Raw genomic sequence first — 24,996 nt, 5'->3', positions numbered from 1 at the left:
TTTGCTTTTTTTAAAGTGGTGCGAATATAGAGAAAAGAATAGCTACAAGTCAAGAGGATAAACTAATTATAGGAAAATCAGGCGCTTGTGTGCAATTGTAGTTGGTCTGTTTGCAATAAATGGAGGAATATCTCTATTTAAATTTTTCTGAATAGATTTTATATAACTGTTTTTGTTCGGTATTCAAATCTATTTTTTTTCCTTGTATGTATGCGTGTGTAACATTGTTTGTGCGCATATCCAATGCATCTCCTTCAGAAACAAAGAGAGTAGCGTGTTTCCCAATTTCTAGTGAGCCAATTAAAGTATCAATACCTAATATTTTTGCCGCGTTAGAAGTAATAGTACTTAATGCCTCTTCTTTGCTAAGTCCATAAGCGGCAGCAGTTCCTGCTAGAAACGGGAGGTTCCGCAAATTCATTGCATCCATGTCTCCTTCGTTGTTTAAGCAAAATAAAATTCCATGTTGCTTTAATAATGCAGGTAGTTTGTATAGCGTGTTTATATCATCTTCCGTTTTTTCGGGCAAATCGTGAAGCCTATTTACAATTACAGGAATGTTGTGTTGTTTTAGAATATCTATGGAAAGAGAAATGTCTTTCCCTCCAATAAGTACAATTTTAGGGATGTTTAACTTTTTTAGTTGTAGAATAGCATCTGTAATTTCCCTAGTGCCATTTGCATGCAGAAACAGCGATTGTGTGCCATTAAAAATTCTAGCTAACGATTCGGATTTTAAATCTTTTTCAGGATGTTCTGTTGCAGCACAATATGCTTTTGCGTTCTCAAGAAAAGAAATTATTTCTGTTGTTTGCTTTGTGTAGAGCGTGTTTTTTTCTAGTGTGCCCGGTTCTGCCCACCAACCGGTGTTTTTTTGAAAAGCTGGCCAGTTTAAATGAATACCGTCATCAGCTTTTAATGTAGCGTCTTCCCAGTTCCATCCGTCTAGTTCCATGATGCAAGATGTGCCCGATAAATAACCGGAGCGTGGTGCAACCTGAGCAATTAAAACCCCATTGGCTCTTACGGTTGGTGTTATTTTTGAATTGGTGTTGTATGCAATTTGTGCACGAATATTGGGTGCATATAAAATAGCATCCGAAAAATCTCTTGTTGCTCTTACCGATTCTATTTCAACCAAACCCAAGGTAGAGTTAGGTGCAATAATCCCCGGATAAATATGTTTCCCGGATACATCAATAATTTCTTCGTACCCCTCATTTTTATAATCGGTCGTGAATGGCTTTACCATTGCTAGTTTCCCATTTTTAAATCCAATCAAAGATTTTTCTAGTACCGTTCCGTTGCCAATATGGGCTGTGCCGCCAACTAGTAAAATACTTTTTGTTTGTGCATTTGCCGGAATAGGTTGTTGTGCCAAAGAATGAGTGCTGAATGTACCTATAAAGTAGGTGCTAATTAGCAGCAAAAGAGATATGATTTTTTTTAGCATGGTAGTTTTTTTAAGATGTTAGTCATTACTCGGCAGTAGCTGTTTCTTCTATCGTGTCGCAATGATATAATTTTTGTTTTTTTTGTGTGGCTTTCTGTGTGGGCTCTCCGCCAGCCTTTTCAACTAACATTTTTTTTGTGATTCTTGCCCGCTCTTTTTTTATTTCTTCTTGAAGTTTTATATCCTCTTCTTTATCAAAATAAATTAGTCCATCAATTAATGTTTTTTCAACTGTGGCGTAAATGGATAGTGGATTGTCAGACCAAAGCACTAAGTCGGCATGTTTGCCCACCTTTACGCTACCTACTTTGTTGTCAATATGTAAAAGTTTAGCAGGGTTTAGTGTCACCATTTTCCAAGCATCTTCTTCGCTTACATTTCCATATTTAACTGCTTTTGCAGCTTCTTGATTTAATCTGCGAGCCATTTCTGCATCATCAGAATTAATTGCAGTTACAATACCCATTTTATTTAAGATAGCTGCATTGTAAGGTATTGCATCGGTTACCTCCATTTTATATGCCCACCAGTCGGCAAATGTAGAGGCTCCGGCTCCATGTTTTTTCATTTTGTCCGCAATCTTGTAGCCCTCTAAAATATGCGTAAACGTATTTATTTTAAACCCGAAAGAATCGGCTACATGCATCAACATATTTATTTCAGATTGTACGTAGGAATGACAAGTAATAAATCTTTTATTTTGTAGTATTTCCGAAACAGCTTCTAGGTCAAGGTCTCTTCTAGGTTGCGGGTTTGCTGTTTTTTCTTTAGGAGTCAACTTGTTATAAGCGTCCCATTTTGCTTGGTATTCCTTGGCTCTGTAAAAATAATCGTAATAAACTTGTTCAACTCCCATTCGGCTTTGAGGGAAGCGAATTACTTGATTGTCGCCCCAATTGGATTGTTTTACATTTTCGCCTAACGCAAATTTTATAAAACCATCCGCTTTTTCAAATTTCATTTCTTCAGAAGTTTTTCCCCAACGTAATTTTATCAATGCAGACTGTCCGCCAATTGGGTTCGCTGAGCCATGCAAGAGTTGCGAAGTAGTTACACCACCCGCTAATTGTCTGTAAATATTTATGTCTTCCGAGTTAATTACATCTCCCATTCTCACTTCTGCTGTTGATATTTGGGTGCCTTCGTTTACACCTCCAGCCAATGCTATATGTGAGTGTTCATCAATAATTCCCGATGTTAGATGTTTCCCTGTACCATCAATAATTTTTGCAAATGCGCCTTTGTTGGCATCAATGTTATCTGCAATTCGCACAATTTTACCAGCCACAATATATACATCTTTGTTTTTTAAAATGCCTTCCGATTCGTTTGTCCAAATGGTTGTATTTTTAATTAATACGGCATCGTATCTGGTTTTTATTTTTTCAATTAGGGACTCTTTCAGCAATGGTTTGCCATAAGCAGTAAATGGGTAGTAAATTTCTCCAAGCTCTGCAATGCTTGTATCTACTGAATCTGGCTTGTTTTCGGGAATATGTTTTTTTACTAACGTTGCTTTCCAGCTAATCCATTCGCCTTTCGGCAATTGTCCTTTCCCTTGCATGGTTTGGGCTGAGTCTGCATAACCTGCTAAACGTATAAATCCGGAATCAGTCTCAAAATGAATTGTAAGTTGATTGCCCGATAATGCAATGGTAGCAATGTGTTTAGTGGTGTCTGTGGTGTGCTTAATGCTTCCGTTTAGTTTTGAAGTAGTTCCATCTATAACAAGTGTGTTTGTTTGTTTTTCAATGGTAAGTAGATATTCTCCTCTAATATCCGGCTTGTTTATATCTGCCAAAATATAAGGCTTTCCTTGAATCCAATTTTGAAAAAGTATATTTTCTTTGTCGAAAATAGTGTGTGAAGTAAGTAGAAAATTTGCAATGGCATCCTTTTTTATACACCCCAACTTCCCACTCATTCCTATAAGTTGGGCCGGAGTGTGTGTAAGCGCTTTTAATGCAGTTTTTTCTGACAGCCCACACTTTATTGCTTTTTGTAGTTGTTTAAAAAAGTCAGGTTTGCTTTTTAAATCAGCGATTGTAAAAGCAAAATCAATATTGCTTTTTTCTAGAAAAGCAGCATTTGCAGGAGCTAGCTCCCAGTGCTTCATTTCTGCTAGTGATAAATTGTTGGCTTCTAGTGGGTCTTCTACATCATATGGTTGCGGAAAATTAAGCGGAACAATGTATTTAGCATTTGTATTTTTTATAGCATTTATCAGTTGGTATTCGTTGCCAGCACCTTTAATAATATAATTTACGTTGAATTCATCTGCAATTTTATCTGCACGCAGTGCCGAAAATTTGTCGCCTACTTCAAAAATTTGTGGCAATGTTTGAAGCTGATTCCAAGCATCCAACGAAATATTATATTCTTTTTTTATAGGAAAGCTTTTGTACCATGCAGCATCTAAATACGTTTGTCTTAGTAGTGCGATACTCCCCATTAACGATTGCGGGTAATCTTGTGTAGAAGTTCCTTTGTTAAATGAATATAGAGCAGCAGCTTTGTCTTTTAGTATATTGTTGTTTTCTTTTTCATCTCCTACTAATACGAGTGTTGCCGAGCCTCTGGCTATGCCATCTTTTTGCGATGTTAAAACTGCTCCAAATCCCAAAGAGCGCAACTCTTCCGCAGCTTTTGTGTCGTTAGCGTAAAGCTTATACGCGTCTGTTTCCGGCTTAATAGCTTGATTCCAGTTGTAGGCCCCTCTGGTAGCGGTTTCTAATTGTGGAGTGGGCATTCCTGTATTTTTCTTTATCTCTGGCATTCCGTATGAGGAATATAAGTCGATGAAAGATGGGTAGATGTGTTTTCCTTTCAAGTCAATTACAATAGCATCTTTCGGTATAGTGATTTTTTCGCCAACGTCAATAATCTTCCCTTCTTTTATAAGGAGAATGGCGTTTTTTAATTCTGCGTTATAATCCACATGAATAGTGGCGTTGGCGAAAGCATAATAACTAGTTGCTTTTTCGTAAATGCCATTTATGTGAAAAGTTTCTTGTGCTGTGGAGCTGTACAAAATACACGTTGCAAAGAATAATGCAATAAGAATGCGTTTCATGGATACTTAACTATTTTTGGTAAAAGTATTGAATTTTTAGAATACTTAGCACCTCAAATAGGCGAGAAGAAACTTGCGTATTGTAGTTATTGTTTTGAAATGGACAATTCTACTAGTATATTTGACACCATGATTTTTAATTACATAGGAGTTAATTATCATATAGTTTTGGATGGTGTAAAAAAACAGTATCCCTGAAAAAAATCAAGCGTAGAAGAAATAATAAATTCAAAAAAAATTAATAATAAATTTATATGTACACAATCCTTTATCAAACACACAAAGTAGCAGTACTCTTATTTTTAGGCTTGTACTTAGTAAAAACCATTTTACTTTTAACCAACAACAAAACCTTGCTCGATAAAATAACGAAGGTGGCTAAAGTGCCCGAAATGATTATTAGTACATTGTTTTTGTTGACCGGTATTTATATGATTACACAAATACCTGTTATTACAACTCTATTGATTGTGAAAGTATGTTTGGTGTTGGCATCTATCCCGGTTGCTATAATTGGCTTTAAGAAATCAAATAAGGCGTTGGCTCTGCTTTCTCTTATTATGATAGTGATGAGCTATGGGTTGGCAGAGATGCATAAAAAATCAGCTCTTAAATCAATGCAGCAATCGGCAGTTGATACCACCATTGCCAACAATGTAGATACTGTCAATACTGTTGTAGCAGAAGTGGCACCTATTGATGGAAAGACAGTGTTTATGTCTAATTGTATTGTGTGTCATGGTGCAAATGGAAAGCTTGGTGCCGCAGGTGCAAAAGATTTAACAGTTACTGCACTTGATAAAAATGCCATAAAAGAAATCGTAACAAACGGAAAAGGTGCAATGGCTCCATTTGGGGCTATACTTACGGCAGATGAAATTGATGCCGTGGGAACATATGTTGATGAAGTATTGAAAGAGCACAAATAATCTAAAAAAAAGAAAATGAGCAAAGGAGAGGATGGGAAAAAGAATGCTGAGAATGGCTTGTACGATACTGCTAAGAAACAAGAAACCGCAGTTCTTATTGGTCTTTTAAACAAAGAGCAAGACGAAGAAAAAGTTAATGAGTATTTAGATGAGCTTTCCTTTTTGTCCGAAACGGCCGGGGCAAAAACACTGAAACGTTTCATGCAACGCATGGAGAAGCCAGACCCAAGAACATTTATTGGCTCCGGAAAAGTAGCGCAGATAGAACAGTTTATTGCCGAGCACAAAGTAGATTTAGCCATATTTGACGATGAGCTATCTCCCTCACAACAGCGAAATTTAGAGAAAGAATTTAAGTGTAAAATTTTAGATAGAAACTCGTTGATACTCGACATTTTTGCATCGAGAGCAAGAACTGCGCATGCTAAAACCCAAGTGGAGTTAGCACAATACCAGTATTTGCTACCAAGATTAACAGGTTTGTGGACACACTTGGACCGTGTAAAAGGTGGTATTGGAATGAAAGGTGCAGGAGAAAAAGAGATTGAAACCGACAGACGAATTGTGCGAGATAAAATAGCCCAACTAAAAGAAAAATTAGTTGTGATTGATAAGCAAATGGCTACGCAGCGCAAAAATAGAGGCGAGTTGGTAAGGGTTGCGCTGGTTGGATATACCAATGCGGGTAAGTCAACCATTATGAATTTGCTTACAAAATCAGAAGTGTTTGCCGAGAATAAATTGTTCGCAACACTAGATACCACTGTGCGAAAAATGGTATTGCACAATTTACCTTTCCTGCTTTCAGATACCGTAGGTTTTATTCGCAAGTTGCCTACTCAATTAGTAGAGTCATTTAAATCTACGTTGGATGAGGTTCGAGAGGCAGATATATTAATACATGTGGTTGATATTTCTAACCCTGGATTTGAAGATCATATAAAGGTAGTGAACCAAACATTGATAGATATAAAAGCGTTCGATAAGCCAATAATACTTGTATTCAATAAGATTGATGCCTATACATTTATTGAAAAAGAAAATGATGATTTAACACCTGCAACAAAGAAAAACATGTCTTTGGTGGATTTGAAAAAATCATGGATGAGTAAGTTGAATTCCCCATGTATTTTTATTTCGGCTACAGAAAAAAGTAATATCGAAGAGTTGCGTGAATTGTTGTATAACACCGCCAAGGAGATTCACACAAAAATATATCCGTTCAATAATTTCTTGTACTAGGAGTTGTTCCCTCTGTTTTTTGGCATCAATGCTATAAGTTTGTGTAGGGCCGAAATATACAATGCTCACTTTTGAAAAAGTACACTGGCGGCATGTTTCAGATTAAAGATGTTTTACGTAGTATTGTCTTTTCTTATGACAAATGATTTTATTTATAAGGTGAATGCATTAAAACATCTCGTGTCTGTTGCTCTTCCTGGAGAAGAAGTTCAATTAGAAATGGCACCTTTTATACGTAAGCCCTTAAATCATTATTTGCAGCAACCAACTTTTAATCCACAAGCTAGTGCTGTTGGAGTTATTGTATATCCTGCAGGAAATGATTTAGAGATTATCTTGATACAGCGTCCCAGCTACAACGGTCATCATAGCAATCAAATTGCATTCCCCGGTGGAAAGAAGGAGTCGGTGGATGAATCACTTTATCATACTGCGGTGCGTGAAGTAAATGAGGAAATTGGCATTGGGCTGGAATCGCTTGATTTTATAGGGGAGTTGAGCAAGCTCTACATTCCGGTCAGCAATTTTATGGTATATCCATTTCTGTTTTTTTGTAGTAGCAGACCTCCCGTAACCCCTTTTGCCCAAGAAGTTGAAGATGTGCTATATGTATCCGTTAGAAATGAATTGCTAAATGCCGGTTTAAAAGCAATGGAAAAAGTAAGGCTTACACCTGATTTAATCGGAGAGGTTCCTTGTTATAAAATACAAAACAAGATAGTTTGGGGAGCTACAGCAATGATTCTTCGAGAGGTTGAAGATGTTTTTCAGCGCATGTAGGTAAAGTCTACCAGAAATCTAATTGTTATCTATACACCGGAGGGCAATCCTCACTTGCGTTTCCTAGCAAGTATTTCAGACCAACACGAATTTCCCAAGCTCTGTTTTTAATGTCAAGGGGAGTTGTTTTGTAAGCATTTAAATACATGTCCGGATTGTAATGCACTTCTACAATTGGTTTTATGTTGGAGTACGTAACAAACTCCCACCCTGCACCAAACGATGGACTGAATTGGAAGTTTTTGAAGCTGCTTACTACAGTTGGTGATTGCATTGCTTCTGATAATTTATATTCAATTCGTGGGCCAATAAGCAAATAAGGGATTCCACCAAACAGCTCGTAACGAATTTTTAAATAGTTATTCCAACATACGTATGCTAATTTATTTTTATACGTGGTGCTGTCTGTTTTGTCTTTGCTGCCTTTTTGGTTGTATTGAAATTCCGATTGCCAGCGGATGTATTCACCTCTTCCAAATTCTCCGAATAGTTCTCCATTAAAACCGAAAACAAATTTCTTCTTTTCTATAGCATCCGGGTTTTTGAATTCGAATTTATGTTTGGCAAATGTTACTCCTCCCATAATGCCTATTCCACGAACGAATTGGGCATTAGTTGATAAGGTAAAGTGTGTAATTAAAACTAGGAACACACCCCTTAGTCCCCTCTCGAGAGGGGAAATGAATGTGCGATATTTTGTGTTTTTTCTCATCTTCAAATTGAAATGCTTTCTGCGCTTGCAGTGTTATTAATTTTCTTCACCAATCCTTGTAATACTTTGCCTGGACCCACTTCGTAAAAATTAGCAGCTCCGTCTGAAATCATTTGTTGCACCGATTGCGTCCAGCGCACAGGTGCTGTTAGTTGTGCAATTAAATTTGTTTTTATTTCATCCGGATTACTCACTGCATTGGCTGTTACATTTTGATACACCGGACAAATAGGAGTATTAAATGTAGTAGCATGTATTGCAGCTGCAAGTTCTTGTTTGGCAGGATCCATTAAAGGAGAGTGAAATGCTCCGCCAACAGGCAATACCAGTGCTCTTTTTGCACCAGCTGCCTTTAATTTTTCGCAAGCAATAGTTATGCCTTCTACAGAGCCTGAAATAACAAGTTGTCCGGGGCAATTGTAATTTGCTGCAACTACAATATTTCCTCCGGCAGTAATTTCTGCACAAATAGATTCAACAATTTTATCGTCTAAATTTAATATAGCGGCCATGGAGGATGGTTGCGCTTCGCATGCTTTTTGCATTGCCAATGCACGTTTAGAAACCAGTACTAACGCGTCTTCAAACGACAGGCAATTGTTTGCTACTAAAGCAGAAAATTCTCCCAGCGAGTGTCCTGCTACCATATCTGGTTTAAATTTGTCTCCTGCAACTTTTGCCAACACCACCGAATGCAAGAATATGGCAGGCTGTGTAACTTTTGTTTGTTTTAATTCTTCTTCGGTTCCATTGAACATGATATCGGTAATTCTAAATCCTAAAATAGAATTAGCTTTTTCAAATAATTCTTTGGCTAACGAGTTTGTTTCGTAAAGCTCCTTTCCCATACCTGGAAATTGTGAGCCTTGTCCTGGAAAAATGTATGCGTTCATAAAATAAGTAGTTAGTAATTGGTGTATAGTTCTTAGTGTAGTTTCGATGAAATTAAACTGATAAACTCCTTACGAGTAGTATCTTTCAAAAACTCGCCTGTAAAAGCCGATGTAGTAGTAACAGAATTTTGTTTTTGTACTCCACGCATTTGCATACATAGATGTGCTGCTTCAATTACAACCGCTACCCCAAGCGGATTCAATGTTTCTTGAATACAATCACGTATATCATGTGTCATACGTTCTTGTACCTGCAGTCTGCGTGCAAAAGCATCTACTACGCGCGGTATTTTGCTTAAGCCCACAATGTGCCCGTTGGGAATGTAGGCTATATGAGCTTTCCCAAAGAAAGGCAATAAATGGTGTTCGCACAAAGAATATAATTCAATATCTTTTACAATCACCATTTGTTTGTAGTCGTCTTTAAATAAAGCTGATTTTAAAATTTCTTTTGGATTTAAATCATATCCTTGGGTTAAATATTGAATTGCTTTTGCAGCACGTTCGGGTGTTTTTAAAAGACCTTCCCTAGTAGGGTCTTCACCGGTTTTTAGAATAATATCTTTATAGTATTCTGAAATTTTTTCAGTATTCTCTTTATTGTACTCTTCTGTTTTTTTATAGTTACTCATGCAATTAGTCTATAGTTGTAAAGTTTGAAAGTTTGAAAGTTTAAAGTTTTTTACTATTAAACATTCAACATTAAAAATTTAGCATTATCCATAATATTCTACATAATTATTTTCTGTTTCATACAGCTTTATGCAATGTAGTTGTGCGCCTAGCTTTTGTATTTTTTCATTTAATTGATTCCATATTTCCATTGCCAGTACTTCGGTTGATGTCATTTTTCCTTTCAAAAAATCGACATCCAAATTCAAGTTTTTATGATCAATTTTTTTTAAAATATGTTCCTTTATTAAGCTACTTAAGTCTTTAAGATTAATAATATAGCCTGTTTCCGGGTTTATTTCTCCTTTAACGGTAACAAACAAATTGTAATTATGTCCATGCCAATTAGGATTGGAACATCCTCCAAAAACCTCTACGTTTTTTTCTTCGCTCCAATTGGGGTTGGAAAGTTTGTGGGCAGCATTAAAATGTTCTTTTCGTGTAATGTAAATCATGCTTTAAGATAAATAATTTAAAGTAGATTTAAGAATTATAACTTTAATCGATACTTTTATGTTGTCAAATAGTCGTGTTTCTGCAAAGAGAAAAACAGCAAGGCTTAAACGTATAGTGTAAAAAATTAAAACATCTTTATTTGAAACTGCTTATTGTTGCTGCCACCAAATCGGAGGTTGAAATTTTGGTTTCTCGGTTGAAGTTTATTTCTATAGACACAAATAATGTATCTAGATTTTCTAGTGAGAAATGCATTGTAGACATACTCATAACCTCTGTAGGCATGGTCGCCACAGCATTCGAACTAGGCAGGCGTTTGCAAAATAATATATACGATTTAATTTTGAATGTTGGTATTTGTGGTGCGATAAACAAGCAACTGTCAATAGGTGAAGTCGTAAATGTTACAACCGATTGTATTTATGAACTAGGAGCAGAAGATGGAGATAAATTTTTGAAATTTGAAGAATTGAATTTGCCCGGAAAAAATAAATTCGAAAACATATTGGAAAGTAAAAACGAAATCATTCGTTCTTTAAGAAAGGTTTCCGGAATTACAGTAAATACTGTGCATGGAAACGATACATCTATTTCAAAAATTGAAAGTAGGATAAAGTCTGATGTAGAGACTATGGAAGGAGCAGCTTTTATGTATGCTATGGAAAATCAAGCTACACCTTATTTTCAAATACGAAGTATTTCTAACTATGTGGAGAGAAGAGATAGAAGTAAATGGAATATTCTTTTGGCTATAAAAAATTTGAATGAAGAGTTACTAAATATAATCCACTCACTTTAAACTACCGATACGTGCGATATACATTAGGCTTTAGCCCTTGCCCCAATGATTGTTTTATTTTTGATGCCTTGGTAAATGGTAAGATTGATTTAGAAGGATTGGAGTTTGATGTCGTAATGGAAGATGTAGAGTCTTTGAATACCAAGGCTTTTCAAGGCGAACTCGATATTTCTAAATTAAGCTACCATGCATATATGCATTTGGTAGATAGGTATGCATTACTAAACTCCGGTAGCGCACTAGGTTTTGGCTGTGGACCGTTATTAATTACGCAAGCTCAAAATTTAAAGTTTAAAGTTGAAGAAATGACAGTTGCTATTCCCGGAAAATATACTACTGCCAACTTACTGTTTTCATTAGCCTATCCTGATGCAAAAAACAAAACAGAAATGCTGTTTTCTGATATTGAAAATGCTGTTTTGTCTGGCAAGGTAGCCGCAGGTGTTATTATACACGAAAATAGATTTACCTACGAACAGAAAGGCCTTGTAAAAATAATTGACTTAGGAGAATATTGGGAAACGCTTACGGGTAGTGCAATCCCGTTAGGAGGTATTGTGGTTAATAGAAAAATAGAAAAATCGATTCAACTTAAAATAGATAGATTAATACGTAAAAGTGTTGAGTATGCCTTTGCAAATCCAAGTGCTAGTAGAGAATATGTAAAGAAGCATGCGCAAGAGATGGATGAGTCTGTTATACAGAAGCACATAGATTTGTATGTAAATAAGTATTCTGTTGATTTAGGTATTGATGGTAAGCGCGCTGTGCAAACTCTTTTTGATAAGGCAATTGAAAAAAGAATTATCACTAACTTTAATCAATCAATTTTTTTGTAAATAGATAATTATGATAGTTGTAACAGGCGCTGCAGGTTTTATAGGAAGTTGTTTAATTAGTAAATTAAATCAAGAGGGATATTTTGACATTGTTGCAGTAGATGATTTTTCATCTGAGATGAAACTCCCTAATCTAGAAGGGAAGAGAATATCAAAAAGAATAGAACGCGATAGTTTTGTTTCATGGATAGAAGCTAATCATAAATTCATTCAGTTTGTATTTCATATTGGGGCCCGCACAGATACTACTGAATTCAATAAAGATATTTTCGATAAACTGAATTTGAATTACACCAAAGCTGTTTGGGATAAATGTTGTGAATATGGCCTTCCATTAGTTTATGCGTCTTCTGCGGCAACCTACGGTTTAGGAGAGTTTGGGTATGAAGATAATCATACAATTATTGAGAAGTTAAAACCTTTGAATCCGTATGGAGATTCTAAAAATGATTTTGATAAGTGGGCTGTTAAACAAGCCAAGCAACCTTACTTTTGGGCAGGGTTAAAATTTTTCAATGTGTATGGTCCCAACGAGTATCATAAAGGAAGAATGGCTTCCGTTATATTCCATGCATATCATCAAATTCAGAAAACTGGCAGCATGAAACTGTTCAAGTCGCATAATCCAAACTATAAAGATGGAGAGCAGTTGCGAGATTTTGTGTATGTAAAAGATGTAGTGGAGGTGTGTTATTTTTTGTTTCACCACAGAAAAGATTCCGGAATTTATAATTTAGGCAGTGGTAAGGCTCGGACTTTTTTAGATTTAACAAAAAACACTTTCAAGGCATTAAGCAAGCCCGAAGTAATTGATTTTATTGACACTCCTGTTGATATACGCGATAAATATCAATATTTTACCGAAGCCAATATGAGTAAGCTGAAGTCTATTGGTTACACCAAATCCTTCACGGTATTAGAGGATGGTGTACAAGACTATGTGCAAAATTATTTACTTCCTAACAAGTACTATTAGATTAGATTAACCCAGTTTGGTTCTGTAATCCGAACAGTTCTTAAATCCTTCAGTCTCAATCCTTAGTTTTTAATCCTTCATTCTTAATTCTTAATTTCCTCCACCACACGCTATCCAATTCAACATTTCTAATTCATAATTTCCAATTCACTTTCATTTAACTCGCTCATTATTAAGGAATAAAAAGATTTCAACATTTCGTGGGCAATCATTTAAAAATTTGATAACATACTACTTGTTTTATGTTGCTTTTATAAGCTATCTTTGCCACGCTTTACAAAAAATTAAAAACTTAAAAAAAACAACTATGAAGCGTAAATTACTTTCTTTAGTAGTATTAGCAGGATTGAGCACTGCAGCTTTTGCTCAATGTGATGAATTATTTTTTTCGGAATATGTAGAAGGTTCTGGGAATAGCAAGGCAATGGAAATATATAATCCGACTTCAGGTTCGGTAAATATGGCCAATTATAGAATTGTAAGATATTCAAATGGACAATCTGTTGGTGCTGATAGTTTAGATTTATCTGGAACTCTTGGTGCTCATAGTGTTTATGTAGCAGCCAATGGTCAAACTACTAGCCAAACTAGTTCTCCGGCATGCAGCCCAATTTTGCAAGCATTAGCAGATAAATTAGGAAATGCATACCCAGATCCGTTGTATTTTAATGGCGATGATGCTATGTTGTTGGTGAAAATTTCTCCGTACAAAATTATTGATATTGTTGGTAAAATAGGAGAACAACCTACTGGTGGAGGTTGGGATGATGTTTTTCCTTATAACACAGGAACTGGTGCTTATTTAACTAAAGATCAAACTATGATCAGAAAGTCTTCGGTTACAACAGGTGTAACTACTAATCCTACTGCATTTAATGCATTTGCACAATGGGACACTCTTCCAAGAGATACTTGGTCTCAATTAAAAGGCCACGTTTGTAGCTGTGGTAACACAGGTCTTAGCGAAATTACATCTACTGCAAAAGTATCTGTATATCCTAACCCTACTGCCTCAAAAGTTAATATCGTTGCATCTTCTGACATTAAGTCAATTGAAGTATACGATGCTTTAGGAAGTTTAGTTAATGTTGTTTCTGTTGCAGATAATTCATCTAAAGTTCAAGTAGAATTAAACTCTAATTTACCTAAAGGACTTTATTTTGTAAATGTAAAATTTGCAGATAGTTCAGTAAATAACAAGTTAGTGAAAGTAGCTAAGCAATAGTGCTACACAACTAGCTACTTAACTTTTATAACCCATGAATAAAGCAGCTATTCAAGTACGATTTTTATTCCTTACAATTTTTACAATTCTTTGCTTCATTACCCTTCCTGCACAGGAGGGTAATGAAGGTAAAGGAGAAGTTAAAGGAACTATCAAAGATCCTGAAACCGGTGAAACCATCATCGGAGCCAATGTTACCGTTGCCGATGGAAAGGGCACCATTACCGATATCAACGGAAATTATTCTCTAAAATTAGACAAAGGCGAATACACACTTACTATCACTTCTATTGGATATAATCCAATAAAGCAAAAAATTAAAATCTCAGATAAGCCCTTAACGTTTAACTTTTCACTTCAACCACAAGTATATACTACCAAAGAGTTAGAGGTTGTAGCCGATGTGGCAAAAATGCGCGAAACTCCCGTTGCGTTTTCTAACGTATCTGCACAAAAAATTCAAGAGGAACTTGGTAATAGAGATTTACCTATGGTGCTAAATTCAACCCCCGGAGCTTATGCTACAGAGCAGGGTGGAGGTGCAGGCGATGCGCGTATTACTATTCGAGGGTTTGACCAACGAAACGTAGCTGTTATGATTGATGGTGTTCCGGTTAATGATATGGAAAACGGTTGGGTGTATTGGTCCAATTGGGCAGGACTTTCCGATGTAACGCAAAACATGCAAGTACAAAGAGGTTTAGGAGCATCTAAATTAGCAGTAGCTTCTGTTGGTGGTACCATCAATGTAATGACTAGGGGTATTGACCAAAAAAGAGCAATTATTTTAAAACAAGAAGTTGGGAATAATAAGATGCTGAAAACATCCCTTTCTTTTAATTCAGGCTTACTTAAAGGTGGTTGGGGAATTACTGCAGCAGGAGCAAGAACTACAGGTGATGGATGGGCAGATCAAACATGGAATGATCAATGGTCTTATTTCATAAAAATTCAAAAAAGATTAGGGAATCATTTGTTAAGTGCTAGTGCCATAGGTGCTCCGCAGAGCCACGGACAGCGTTCTTTTAAAATGCCAATTCCGATACTAAGTAAAGAATATGCTAAGAAAGCCGGCATGACCGATGCTCAAATAGATTCTGTTTACAGATTCGATTCAAATAAATATACAACTCCTACACAAGGCAATAGAGGTGCTACATTTAACCCTAATTGGGGAATTGTAAATGGAGAATATGTAAGCGAACGAATGAATTATTTCCATAAACCCCAATTCAATCTTTCGCATTCTTGGAATGTAACTCCTAAGTTGTATTTATCAAATATTGCTTATTTGTCAGTTGGTAAAGGTGGTGGAACAGGCTATAATACAACATCTGGAGCACCACGTGATAGTAATACCGGTGCTTGGGATATGCAAAAAGTATATGACCAAAATTCTACTGCGATTGATGCATTGTATAGTACCACAGAAAATAAATCATCGCGCATAATTAGAAGCTCTATAAACAACCATTACTGGATAGGTTTACTTTCTACTGCAATATGGACCATTGATACGGCTTTTACTTTTACCGGAGGGCTTGATGCTCGTTATTACCGAGGCATGCACTACCAAGAAGTTTATGATTTATTAGGTGGCGATTATTACAGAGACAATAGCAATAAAAATCAAAAACCAACCGATTTAGAAGCTGCAATGAAAAGAAAGGGAGATAAAATTACTTATCATAACGATGGTATAGTTATTTGGGGTGGTACATTTGTTCAGCTAGAATATACAAAAAACAAATGGAGTGCTTTTTTAACACTTACTGGCTCACAAACAGGATACCAACGTATAGATTATTTTAAGAAAAAAGATTTGGTATTATCAGATACCACCTTTAAGGAAGTGTTAGGTGCTAATGATAGTATTGTTTATAAAGACAAGGTTTATTATAATCATTCTGCAGAAGCTCGAGCTGCAACTACAGACAGGGTTTGGTATTTAGGTTATACGATAAAAGGAGGAAGCAATTACAACATAAACGATCATCACAACGTATTTGCTAATATTGGGTACTTAGAAATGGCTCCACGTTTTAACAATGTGTTTGACAATAACAATAAATTATTCTTGGATGTTGAAAACCAAAAAGTAAAAGCGTTAGAATTTGGTTATGGTTATAGACACCAAAAAGTTTCAATTAACTTTAATGCATACATGACTCATTGGGAAAATAAGCCCCAACAAAACACTCCTACTGTATCTACTCCTGATGGTACTTTTTCTTATAATATAAATGGCTTAACTGCTATACATAAGGGATTGGAGTTGGATGGAATTTATAAAATAACAAGTAAAATTGATGTTGAAGGAGCCATATCTATAGGCGATTGGATTACAGACACCGAGAAAAAAGTTTTCGTGTCAGACGATAATAATATAATTGTTGATTCTGTTGAGTTTAAAGCAAAGGGAGTACATGTAGGTGATGCAGCTCAAATTCAGTATGCAGGTAGCGTACGTTACGAGCCTATTAAAGCTCTATACATTAAAGCTAAATACACCTACTTCGATAAAAATTTTTCTAATTTCGACCCAACAACACTTACCGTTCAAAGTGGTAATGCAAATCGTGAGTCATGGCAAATGCCTGCGTATGGCTTGGTAGATGTTAACTTTGGATACGGGTTTAAATATTGGAAATTAAAGTTTGATTTAAATGGAGGAGTATTTAATGTGTTGAATACAGAATTTATATCCGATGCGCAAAATGGTTTAGGGTTTAATGCTTACACAGCCCAAGTGTTTATGGGACAAGGCAGAAGATTTAACATTGGATTGAAAATTACCTACTAAAATAGGATCAAGTAATTAGCAGAAAGTATATAGAAATAGATTATGATAAAAAAGATAAAAAGTATTTTATTGTTCGGTTGCTCAGCAATGGCAGTAATAGCACAAACCACCTTGCCAACTTCGTGGAATTTTACAAACTTCACATTACCTACAGGTTGGTCTGAGCAAGGTGTTGTTGCTAACAATCCTTATACACAAAGTGTTCCGTCAGCGCCATTTGCGGCTAAGTTCGATAATACAGGGGAGTATTTACAGGTTTATTTTTCAGATGCTCCCGGTGCACTTACCTACCAATTAAAAGGAAACAATACGAGTGGTGCTTTTCAAGGAACTTTTAATGTAGAGGAATCCGTAAATGGTACAAGTTGGACAGTGCTTCGTTCGCATACTGCCCCATCAACAAGTGCATATACGCTTTATACAGACAATCCTAATAGCGCAAGTAGATATATCCGTTTTATTTTTGTTAATAAAGTTTCTGGACATAATATAGGAATAGATGACATTAATTTAGCAATTGCGCCTGCTACACCAGCGCAAGAAATAAATGTAAAATACAACAACTTAAAAGTAGCCAATGGCTCAACTATTTATTTGCCGGGAATGGTGGGTATGACAATGCCGCATGCATTACTAGTAGAAAATTTGGGAACAGCTACTACTTTGTCTATTTCCTCCACAGCTATTAGCGGAACTAATCAGAGTGATTTTACTATTACAAGCGCACCATCTGCTGTTACAGCATTATCAACAGGAACAATAAATATTGATTTTACTCCTCCTGTTTCCGGTACACGATTGGCAACATTAACTATTTCAAATAACGATGCTGATGAAAGTAGCTATGTTGTTTATTTGTATGGTATTGGTGGTAATTTCGCATCACAACCAACATCTCCTGCAGCTTTTACGGTAGTAGATAATAAGTCATACAGAATAAAAGCAAAGTTTAATCACTCAAATCCAAAGCCTGATGCAGGGTATATAGTTTTAGTGAAAAAAGGTTCTGCTGTTACTGATGTTCCTACAGACGGTGCTAATTATGGAGTAGGGGATAATGTAGGAGTATCTAAAGTGTGTTACGTAGGTTTAGATTCCGCATTTTATTTAAAGAATACACTTGCAAACACAAATTATCACTTTGCAGTTTATGCCTTTAATGGAGGAAGTTCTTATACCAAGTACAGTGCCTCTCCGCTTCAAAATGCTACCACTTCCGTTGCTAAGACAATGGTAAATGCAAATTATTACAATGGGGTATCTGTTTCAAATGCGAATTTCCTTACAACATTAAGTTCTGTGATCAACCCACACACTTCTTATTTTTATGGTAATTATGCACCAACAATATTAAATAATTTTGAAGCGCAGGATACTGCAAATGGTCAAAAATATGTTACTTGTGTGTATAGCGGAGATGTGTATGTTTATACTCCACCGTTTAGTTGGACAACCTCTGATTATAGCCGTGAACATACGTATTGCCACAACTGGATGCCTACTAACCCGGCAGATCAACCGGTAGAGCTTCCTGAATACAACGACCAACATCACTTGTTTCCTACAGAATTTACCAATGCAAATCAAATACGGCTAAACTATCCTTTAGGGGAGGTTGTTGGAACTCCGCTTTCTACCTTTAAAGGCTGTAAGCTTGGGTTTGATGTTTATGGAAAAAAAGTTTTTGAACCAAAAGACTCCCACAAAGGTGATGCTGCAAGAGCGTTGATGTATATGGCTGTTTGCTACAACGGTGTAAGTGGCAATAACTGGAAGTTCCCAAATCCAATAAGCGGTACAATTCCTTATGGTCAAAATCAAGATGTGTTGAAAAAGTGGCACTACCAAGATTTACCAGATTCTTGGGAAATTTCAAGAAATGATTATTTAGATTCATTGCAAGGAAATAGAAATCCATTTATTGATAGTGTTCATTTTGCTTGTTATATTGATTTTTATACGATGACAAAAATTTCTTCTCCCTCTTTACCATGTAATACATGGAACAGCATAGTAGAGCAAGAAAATGCAGTTGATTTTATGTTGTATCCAAATCCATCTCAAGATGGTAAGTTTACATTTGTTGCATTGGGTATAAAGGAGAATATGCAGATAAGCGTTTCTGATATTTCCGGTAGAATTATTTGGAGTACTCAGATTGACAAATCGACTAATATGACTCAAGCAATTGATTTGTCTAATGCATCCAAAGGGGTATATGTTGTTAAAGTAGATAATGGAAACATACAGGCAACTCAAAAACTAATTATTGAATAAAAAATAAGTGAATAAAAAAAAGCCTCGCACTTGCGGGGCTTTTTTGTTAAAATATAGATGTATGAAAAATAATAAAAAGTCCTTGTGCGTGTTTTCCCCTCTTGAGAAGGGTCCCGATAGCTATCGGGAAAGGGGTGTGTTTTTCGATATGAAAAAATCAGGTTTACTCTTTAGTGTATTATGTACACTAACCATTTTCGCTCAGCAAAAACAACCCGTTCAACCTACAAAGAATACTGCACCGAAATTGGTTGTTGGCATTGTAGTAGATCAAATGCGTTACGATTACATCTATCGCTTTTGGGATAAATACCAGCAAGGCGGATTTAGGCGTTTGGTAAACGAAGGTTTTTTTTGTAAGAATACCAATTACAATTATGTTCCAACTTACACAGGTCCTGGGCATGCATCAATTTTTACCGGTACAACACCTTTAATTCATGGTATTATTGCTAACGATTGGTATAACCGCAAAACAGGAACAACTATTTATTGCGCAGAAGATAAATCTCAATCAACGGTTGGCAGCACTACCAAAGCAGGACAGATGTCGCCACGAAACATGCTCTCTACAAGCGTTTGCGACCAACTTAAATTACATACCAACAAGAAATCGAAGGTAATTGGTATTGCACTTAAAGATAGAGGTGCAATAATGCCAGCGGGGCACATGGCAGATGCCGCCTACTGGTTTGATTTGGATGCAGGCAATTGGATTACCAGCTCTTACTACCGAAGCGAGTTGCCAAAATGGACACAAACCTTTAATGAGAATAAAGTATATGAAAAGTATCTAAACAAGCCGTGGACAACGTTATTGCCAATTGAGCAATACACGGAGAGCGCAGCCGATGATAATTTGTACGAAGGTTCTTTAAAGTCGGGCGTGAAACCGGTGTTCCCATATGATTTACCAGCGCTTTATAAAGACAAGGGGGTTAAAATTATTCGCACTACACCATTTGGAAATTCACTCACAAAGGATTTTGCGATAGAAGCTATTAAAGCAGAACAGCTTGGTAAATCGACCAATACAGATTTTTTAACACTTAGTTTCTCTTCTACCGATTATATTGGCCATACTTTTGGTCCACAATCTATTGAGTTGGAAGACTGTTATTTACGCTTAGATAGAGACATTGCAGAGTTTTTGAAATTTATTGATATGTGGGTAGGTAAACAAAACGCACTTATTTTTTTAACAGCCGATCACGGTGCTGTTGATGTTCCTGCTTATCTAATCGACAACAAGATACCTGCAGGATACTTCGATGACAAGGCTTTTGCGAAACAAGTTACATCTGCACTGCTACAAAAGTTTGGCGATACATTATTACTCGAATACATAAATCAACAAGTGTATTTAGATAATGCAAAAATAAAAGCCAAGAATATTGATATTGAAAAAGTGTACGAAACTATTGCATCTATTGCCTATTCAATGGATGGTGTAGCATCGGTAATTACTGCAAAAACGATACTTACAACCAGTTTTACGGATGGCATCACAAAAAAAATTCAAAATGGATTTAATGCACAACGATCCGGTGATATGATTATCACGTTTAATCCCGGATGGACGGAATACCAACATACCGGTACTACACATGGTTCTGCTTATAATTACGATACACACGTTCCTTTAATTTGGTACGGAGGAGCAATAAAATCAGGCAGTACAAATGAAGCTGTAAATATTACGGATATAGCACCAACACTTTCCAATATTTTGAACATCCCTTATCCAAATGGATGTACAGGAAAAGTGATAACCGGAGTTATAAAATAATATTATCTATAAGGCGTACATTGCCTAGTTTTACTGCAGTACAAACCACCACACGTTTGTTTTTTTCTTTCGAAAAAACAGGTAGTAGTGTTTCGCTATCAACAACCTCTAAATATTCCGGACTAAAAAGAGGCTCTGCACTTAATTCTTGCAAGGCTCTCGCGCATAATTCTTGTAGTGTAAATGTATTGATGTCTTTTTTTAGTTGAGTAAGCACTTGGTAAATTTTTGGAGCAAGTGCTCTCTCTTGTTGTGTAAGCAATGTGTTTCGAGAGCTCATGGCCAAGCCGTCCGTTTCACGCAGTGTTGGGCAGCCTATAATTTGAATTGGTAAGTTGGCTTGCTTTGTAATATGTTTGATAATCGCCAATTGTTGAAAATCTTTTTCCCCAAAAAAAGCTTTGTCGGGCAATACAGTTTCAAAAAGCTTTGTTACAATTTGTGCTACACCGTTAAAATGTCCAGGTCTGTGAGCGCCTTCCATTCGGGTGTCTAGTCCTGCTAAATCAAAAAAACGAATATCTTTTTCCGGATACATTTCTTGTTCAGTAGGTGTAAATACGATAGAGCATCCGGCCAATTCCAACATGCGTAAATCATTATCAACAGTTCTTGGATACCGTGTATAATCGTTCTTGTCGTTAAATTGGGTAGGGTTTACAAATATACTGCTTACTACAATGTCGCATTCTTTTTTAGCAGCTTCAATTAAAGATATGTGTCCCTTGTGCAATGCACCCATGGTTGGGACAAAGCCAACCGTGTTGCCGCTTTTTTTAAGCTGTTCAATATAGGCCTGAATGGCTATTTTTTTATCAAAAACCTGCATTTCGTCTATTTAATTCATTATCAGCGCATTGCATACTATTGGCATTAATAAACTTGAATTTCACCGAAAAAATAACTATCTTTGTGTAAAATTTTGAGGGATTTATCTGATATGATAGGGAACAAAAACATCTACACCAAAATACATTTTACCTCAAATCAATTCCTTTGTCTTTTCTGTCAAATTAACACTGTAATTAAGTAAAAAAAAATCATACATGAAAAAAAAGGCTAGAGTTTTATTTGTATCGCAAGAAATTACCCCGTATTTGGATTCAACCCCGATGGGAACAATTTCTCGTTATTTGCCTCAAGGTATTCAGGAAAAAGGGCGAGAGATTCGTGCATTTATGCCTAGATATGGTTTGGTAAATGAGCGAAGAAATCAATTACACGAAGTAATTCGCTTATCCGGGATGAATTTAGTAATAAACGACATGGATCATCCGTTAATTATTAAAGTAGCCTCTATACAAGCCGCCCGAATGCAAGTTTATTTCATAGATAATGATGATTATTTTGGGCGTAAAGCTACGCTAACCGACAAGAAAGGCGCTGCTTTTCCGGATAATGATGAACGTTCTATCTTTTTTTGCAGAGGGGTGATTGAAACCGTTAAAAAGCTTGGATGGTCTCCAGACATTATCCATTGCCACGGTTGGTTTACTGGATTGGTGCCGTTGTATATTAAAAAATCGTTCCGTGATAATCCGTTGTTTGCCGATACAAAAATTATCTATTCGGTATATGACGATGATTTCACAACATCTCTACATAAGGACCATGCTAAAAAAGTATTGTTTGATGGTGTAGATAAGAAAGATGTTAAAACATTGGAAGCCCCATCATTCTTGAATGTTACCAAACATGCTATTGAGTGGGCTGATGGAGTAGTAAGAGGTAGTCAAAAAATAAATCCGGAAGTAGAAAAGTATTTGAAAAAATGCGGAAAGCCGGTGTTGGATTTTCATGATACCGATACTTATGTAGATGCATACAATGATTTTTATTCTGAAATATTAGAAGCAGAGCCTGTTTTGGCGTAGTTGAGTATTTATGATTTATAATAAACGTATTGTGTATTCTGATAAAAAAAACTTGCCCCGTATTTTCGGGGCTAAGTTTTTTTATTTCTTATTGGTAATAGCTTTTGCTTCTTGTAAAGACGAATCAAGTATTTTGGGATTGGATGTTCAACCGGAGGGCGATCAATTAAATGTTGCCATAGTTGATACAACAACACTAATAACGTACACAGAAAAATTAGATTCTATAAGCAGTAGTTCTGTTCCCTACAATTTATTAGGCGTTTATAACGACCCTGCCTTTGGGACAAGTAAAGCCTCATTTGCAATTCAATTTCAATATGCCGGAGCAAATCCCGATTTTGGTACAAATCCGGTACTTGATTCAGCGGTACTCTGTCTTACTTACGATACCGCAATTTTAGGCAATCTTTCTGCTCAACACACGCTGCAGGTGTATGAATTGCAGCAACGTATTTATGCGAATCAAACATATTATTCTAATCAAAATTTTGCAGTAAACTCAACCGATTTAGCAAACGCAACTACCTTTTCGCCCAAGCCGTTGGATAGTATAGCAGGGTGGTGGAGTACTGCCAAAGAAGCACCACATTTGCGCGTTAAATTGAGCAATACATTCGGACAAAATTTTCTTGGAAATTCTTCGCAGATGTCTGATACCGCAGCCTTTTTCAACTTTTTCAAAGGGTTGCAAATTAAAACATCGGATAATCCATCTTCCGGAAATGGTGCTGTCATGAGCTTTTTTACAAACAGTTCCACCACAAGAATAATGCTGTATTATCATAACGATACACAAGATTCCCTCTTGTTTAATTTGCCGTTTGATGCAAAAACATGTGCCAGAGTAAATCATTTTGAGAATGATTATTCTTCCACTGCAATTCTTAATCAATTAAGCGATTCTACACTTGGACAAAATTTGTGTTACATACAAGCCGGTTCTGGCTTAAGAGTTCGAATCAGACAGCCTTATCTAAGAAATCTTGTTAATACAACAAATTTGGCCATAAACAAAGCGGAATTAATTGTGAAATTAGATCCTTCCTTTGCCAATCGACCACCTAGAAAATTAAATATTTTCGTGGCAGACTCTATAGGTCAGAAATTTGCTATGATAGATCAAGAATACTTTATAGGCAGTTCGCTTACAGGATTGTATTTGTCTTCACAAAAAGAATATAGATTTAATATTACAAGGCACATTCAATTTTTGTTGGATAATCCAACTGTGCGAGATTATGGATATGTTTTTACGCCACAACTACCGGAATCTACTGTAAATAGAGTGGTTATCGGTGGTGGCACTAATGCGAATTATAAATTGAAATTGATACTAACTTTTACAGAATTAAAATAAATAGTTAAAACCATGTGCGGAATTGTAGCATACATAGGAAAAAAGGAAGCATACCCAATATTGATAAAAGGCTTGCATAGACTTGAATACAGAGGTTATGACAGTGCAGGCATAGCCTTATTAAACAAAACATTAAATGTTTTTAAATGCAAAGGGAAGGTTGCAGATTTGGAAGCATTTTGTGTGAAAAAAGATATTTCCGGAACTATCGGGATAGGGCATACACGTTGGGCCACGCATGGCGAACCCAATGACGTGAATGCGCATCCGCATTATTCAGAAAGCAAGAATATGGTTATGATTCACAATGGAATAATTGAGAATTATGCAACCATCAAAGAGGAATTAAAAAAACGAGGACACACTTTTTTAAGCGACACCGATACAGAAGTGTTAATTCATTTAATAGAAGATATTCAAGCAAAAGAAAATTTGAGTTTGTTTGAAGCCGTTAGGATTGCCTTGAATGAGGTTGTTGGAGCTTACGCTATTGTAGTAATGGCAAAAGACAATGCAAACGAATTAATTGCTGCAAAAAAAGGAAGTCCTTTGGTTATTGGAGTAGGGGAAAGCGAATTTTTTGTTGCCTCAGATGCTACGCCAATTGTGGAGTACACAAAGAATGTGGTTTATTTAGAAGACGAGGAAATAGCATTAATTCCGAGAAATGGAGATTTGAAAATAAGAACCATAAAGAATAAAGTAAAAACACCTTATGTACATGAGTTAGAAGTACAACTCGAAGCCATAGAAAAGGGTGGCTTTCCTCACTTTATGTTAAAGGAGATATACGAGCAGCCCCGTTCTATTAAAGATAGCATGAGAGGGAGATTGAGCTCTCAGC

At 36.2% G+C, this 24,996-nt stretch carries 20 protein-coding genes; 13 read left to right on the top strand and 7 right to left on the bottom strand.

Annotated features, from left to right (window positions below):
- Positions 1–133: 133 nt before the first annotated feature.
- Positions 134–1,453 (bottom strand): amidohydrolase family protein, encoded by a 1,320-nt coding sequence (locus J0M08_03030; protein MBN8702009.1) that lies wholly within the window; start codon positions 1,451–1,453, stop codon positions 134–136.
- 25 nt (positions 1,454–1,478) lie between these two features.
- Positions 1,479–4,526 carry an amidohydrolase family protein gene (locus tag J0M08_03025; GenBank protein MBN8702008.1) on the bottom strand — a complete coding sequence of 1,016 codons (3,048 nt, stop codon included), beginning with the start codon at positions 4,524–4,526 and terminating at the stop codon, positions 1,479–1,481.
- A 254-nt stretch (positions 4,527–4,780) separates the two neighbouring features.
- Here J0M08_03025 and J0M08_03020 point away from each other — a divergent pair, with 254 nt between their 5' ends.
- The 3 genes from J0M08_03020 to J0M08_03010 all read left to right on the top strand — a co-directional run bounded on the left by J0M08_03020 (position 4,781) and on the right by J0M08_03010 (position 7,477).
- Positions 4,781–5,455 (top strand): cytochrome c, encoded by a 675-nt coding sequence (locus tag J0M08_03020; GenBank protein ID MBN8702007.1) that lies wholly within the window; start codon positions 4,781–4,783, stop codon positions 5,453–5,455.
- A gap of 15 nt (positions 5,456–5,470) precedes the next feature.
- Positions 5,471–6,697 carry a GTPase HflX gene (gene hflX, locus J0M08_03015; GenBank protein MBN8702006.1) on the top strand — a complete coding sequence of 409 codons (1,227 nt, stop codon included), beginning with the start codon at positions 5,471–5,473 and terminating at the stop codon, positions 6,695–6,697.
- A gap of 108 nt (positions 6,698–6,805) precedes the next feature.
- Positions 6,806–7,477 (top strand): CoA pyrophosphatase, encoded by a 672-nt coding sequence (locus J0M08_03010; protein MBN8702005.1) that lies wholly within the window; start codon positions 6,806–6,808, stop codon positions 7,475–7,477.
- Positions 7,478–7,502: 25 nt separating this feature from the next.
- Here the strand turns inward: J0M08_03010 and J0M08_03005 are convergent, their stop codons facing one another.
- The 4 genes from J0M08_03005 to J0M08_02990 all read right to left on the bottom strand — a co-directional run bounded on the left by J0M08_03005 (position 7,503) and on the right by J0M08_02990 (position 10,209).
- Complete coding sequence (locus J0M08_03005) at positions 7,503–8,129, bottom strand: outer membrane beta-barrel protein (GenBank protein MBN8702004.1); 627 nt, start codon at positions 8,127–8,129, stop codon at positions 7,503–7,505.
- A gap of 62 nt (positions 8,130–8,191) precedes the next feature.
- Positions 8,192–9,082, bottom strand: a complete 891-nt coding sequence (gene fabD, locus J0M08_03000) for an ACP S-malonyltransferase (protein MBN8702003.1) — start codon at positions 9,080–9,082, stop codon at positions 8,192–8,194.
- Positions 9,083–9,114: 32 nt separating this feature from the next.
- Positions 9,115–9,714, bottom strand: coding sequence for a GTP cyclohydrolase I FolE (gene folE / locus J0M08_02995; GenBank protein ID MBN8702002.1), 600 nt, complete (start codon positions 9,712–9,714; stop codon positions 9,115–9,117).
- Positions 9,715–9,798: 84 nt separating this feature from the next.
- Entirely contained in the window at positions 9,799–10,209 is a 411-nt protein-coding gene (locus J0M08_02990; protein MBN8702001.1) for a 6-carboxytetrahydropterin synthase, read from the bottom strand.
- Between the two features lie 140 nt (positions 10,210–10,349).
- Between J0M08_02990 and mqnB the strand changes: the two genes are divergently transcribed.
- From mqnB to J0M08_02955, 7 genes are all read left to right on the top strand, one after another.
- A complete protein-coding gene (gene mqnB / locus J0M08_02985) occupies positions 10,350–11,009 on the top strand; it encodes a futalosine hydrolase (GenBank protein MBN8702000.1) in 660 nt (219 codons plus the stop codon).
- 11 nt (positions 11,010–11,020) lie between these two features.
- Positions 11,021–11,848, top strand: a complete 828-nt coding sequence (locus J0M08_02980) for a 1,4-dihydroxy-6-naphthoate synthase (GenBank protein MBN8701999.1) — start codon at positions 11,021–11,023, stop codon at positions 11,846–11,848.
- A gap of 10 nt (positions 11,849–11,858) precedes the next feature.
- Entirely contained in the window at positions 11,859–12,824 is a 966-nt protein-coding gene (gene rfaD / locus J0M08_02975) for an ADP-glyceromanno-heptose 6-epimerase (GenBank protein ID MBN8701998.1), read from the top strand.
- A gap of 307 nt (positions 12,825–13,131) precedes the next feature.
- Complete coding sequence (locus J0M08_02970) at positions 13,132–14,049, top strand: lamin tail domain-containing protein (protein MBN8701997.1); 918 nt, start codon at positions 13,132–13,134, stop codon at positions 14,047–14,049.
- A gap of 34 nt (positions 14,050–14,083) precedes the next feature.
- The gene (locus J0M08_02965; protein MBN8701996.1) at positions 14,084–16,852 is read left to right on the top strand and encodes a TonB-dependent receptor; all 2,769 of its coding nucleotides are present in this window, start codon (positions 14,084–14,086) and stop codon (positions 16,850–16,852) included.
- 42 nt (positions 16,853–16,894) lie between these two features.
- Complete coding sequence (locus tag J0M08_02960) at positions 16,895–19,129, top strand: endonuclease (protein MBN8701995.1); 2,235 nt, start codon at positions 16,895–16,897, stop codon at positions 19,127–19,129.
- A 148-nt stretch (positions 19,130–19,277) separates the two neighbouring features.
- Entirely contained in the window at positions 19,278–20,918 is a 1,641-nt protein-coding gene (locus J0M08_02955) for an alkaline phosphatase family protein (GenBank protein MBN8701994.1), read from the top strand.
- Here the strand turns inward: J0M08_02955 and J0M08_02950 are convergent.
- Positions 20,908–21,747 (bottom strand): pantoate--beta-alanine ligase, encoded by an 840-nt coding sequence (locus tag J0M08_02950; GenBank protein ID MBN8701993.1) that lies wholly within the window; start codon positions 21,745–21,747, stop codon positions 20,908–20,910. The genes J0M08_02955 and J0M08_02950 overlap by 11 nt on opposite strands.
- A gap of 217 nt (positions 21,748–21,964) precedes the next feature.
- Between J0M08_02950 and J0M08_02945 the strand changes: the two genes are divergently transcribed.
- From J0M08_02945 to J0M08_02935, 3 genes are all read left to right on the top strand, one after another.
- Positions 21,965–22,792: a glycogen/starch synthase gene (locus tag J0M08_02945; protein MBN8701992.1), complete on the top strand. Its 828-nt coding sequence runs from the start codon at positions 21,965–21,967 to the stop codon at positions 22,790–22,792.
- Between the two features lie 10 nt (positions 22,793–22,802).
- Positions 22,803–24,152 (top strand): DUF4270 domain-containing protein, encoded by a 1,350-nt coding sequence (locus tag J0M08_02940; protein ID MBN8701991.1) that lies wholly within the window; start codon positions 22,803–22,805, stop codon positions 24,150–24,152.
- Between the two features lie 12 nt (positions 24,153–24,164).
- Positions 24,165–24,996 (top strand): class II glutamine amidotransferase (locus tag J0M08_02935; protein ID MBN8701990.1); only part of this gene is annotated, 832 nt, incomplete at its 3' end.

It is taken from the genome of Bacteroidota bacterium (assembly GCA_017303975.1).
Lineage (GTDB): Bacteria > Bacteroidota > Bacteroidia > JAFLBG01 > JAFLBG01 > JAFLBG01.
This window is presented reverse-complemented; position numbering and strand designations above follow the sequence as displayed.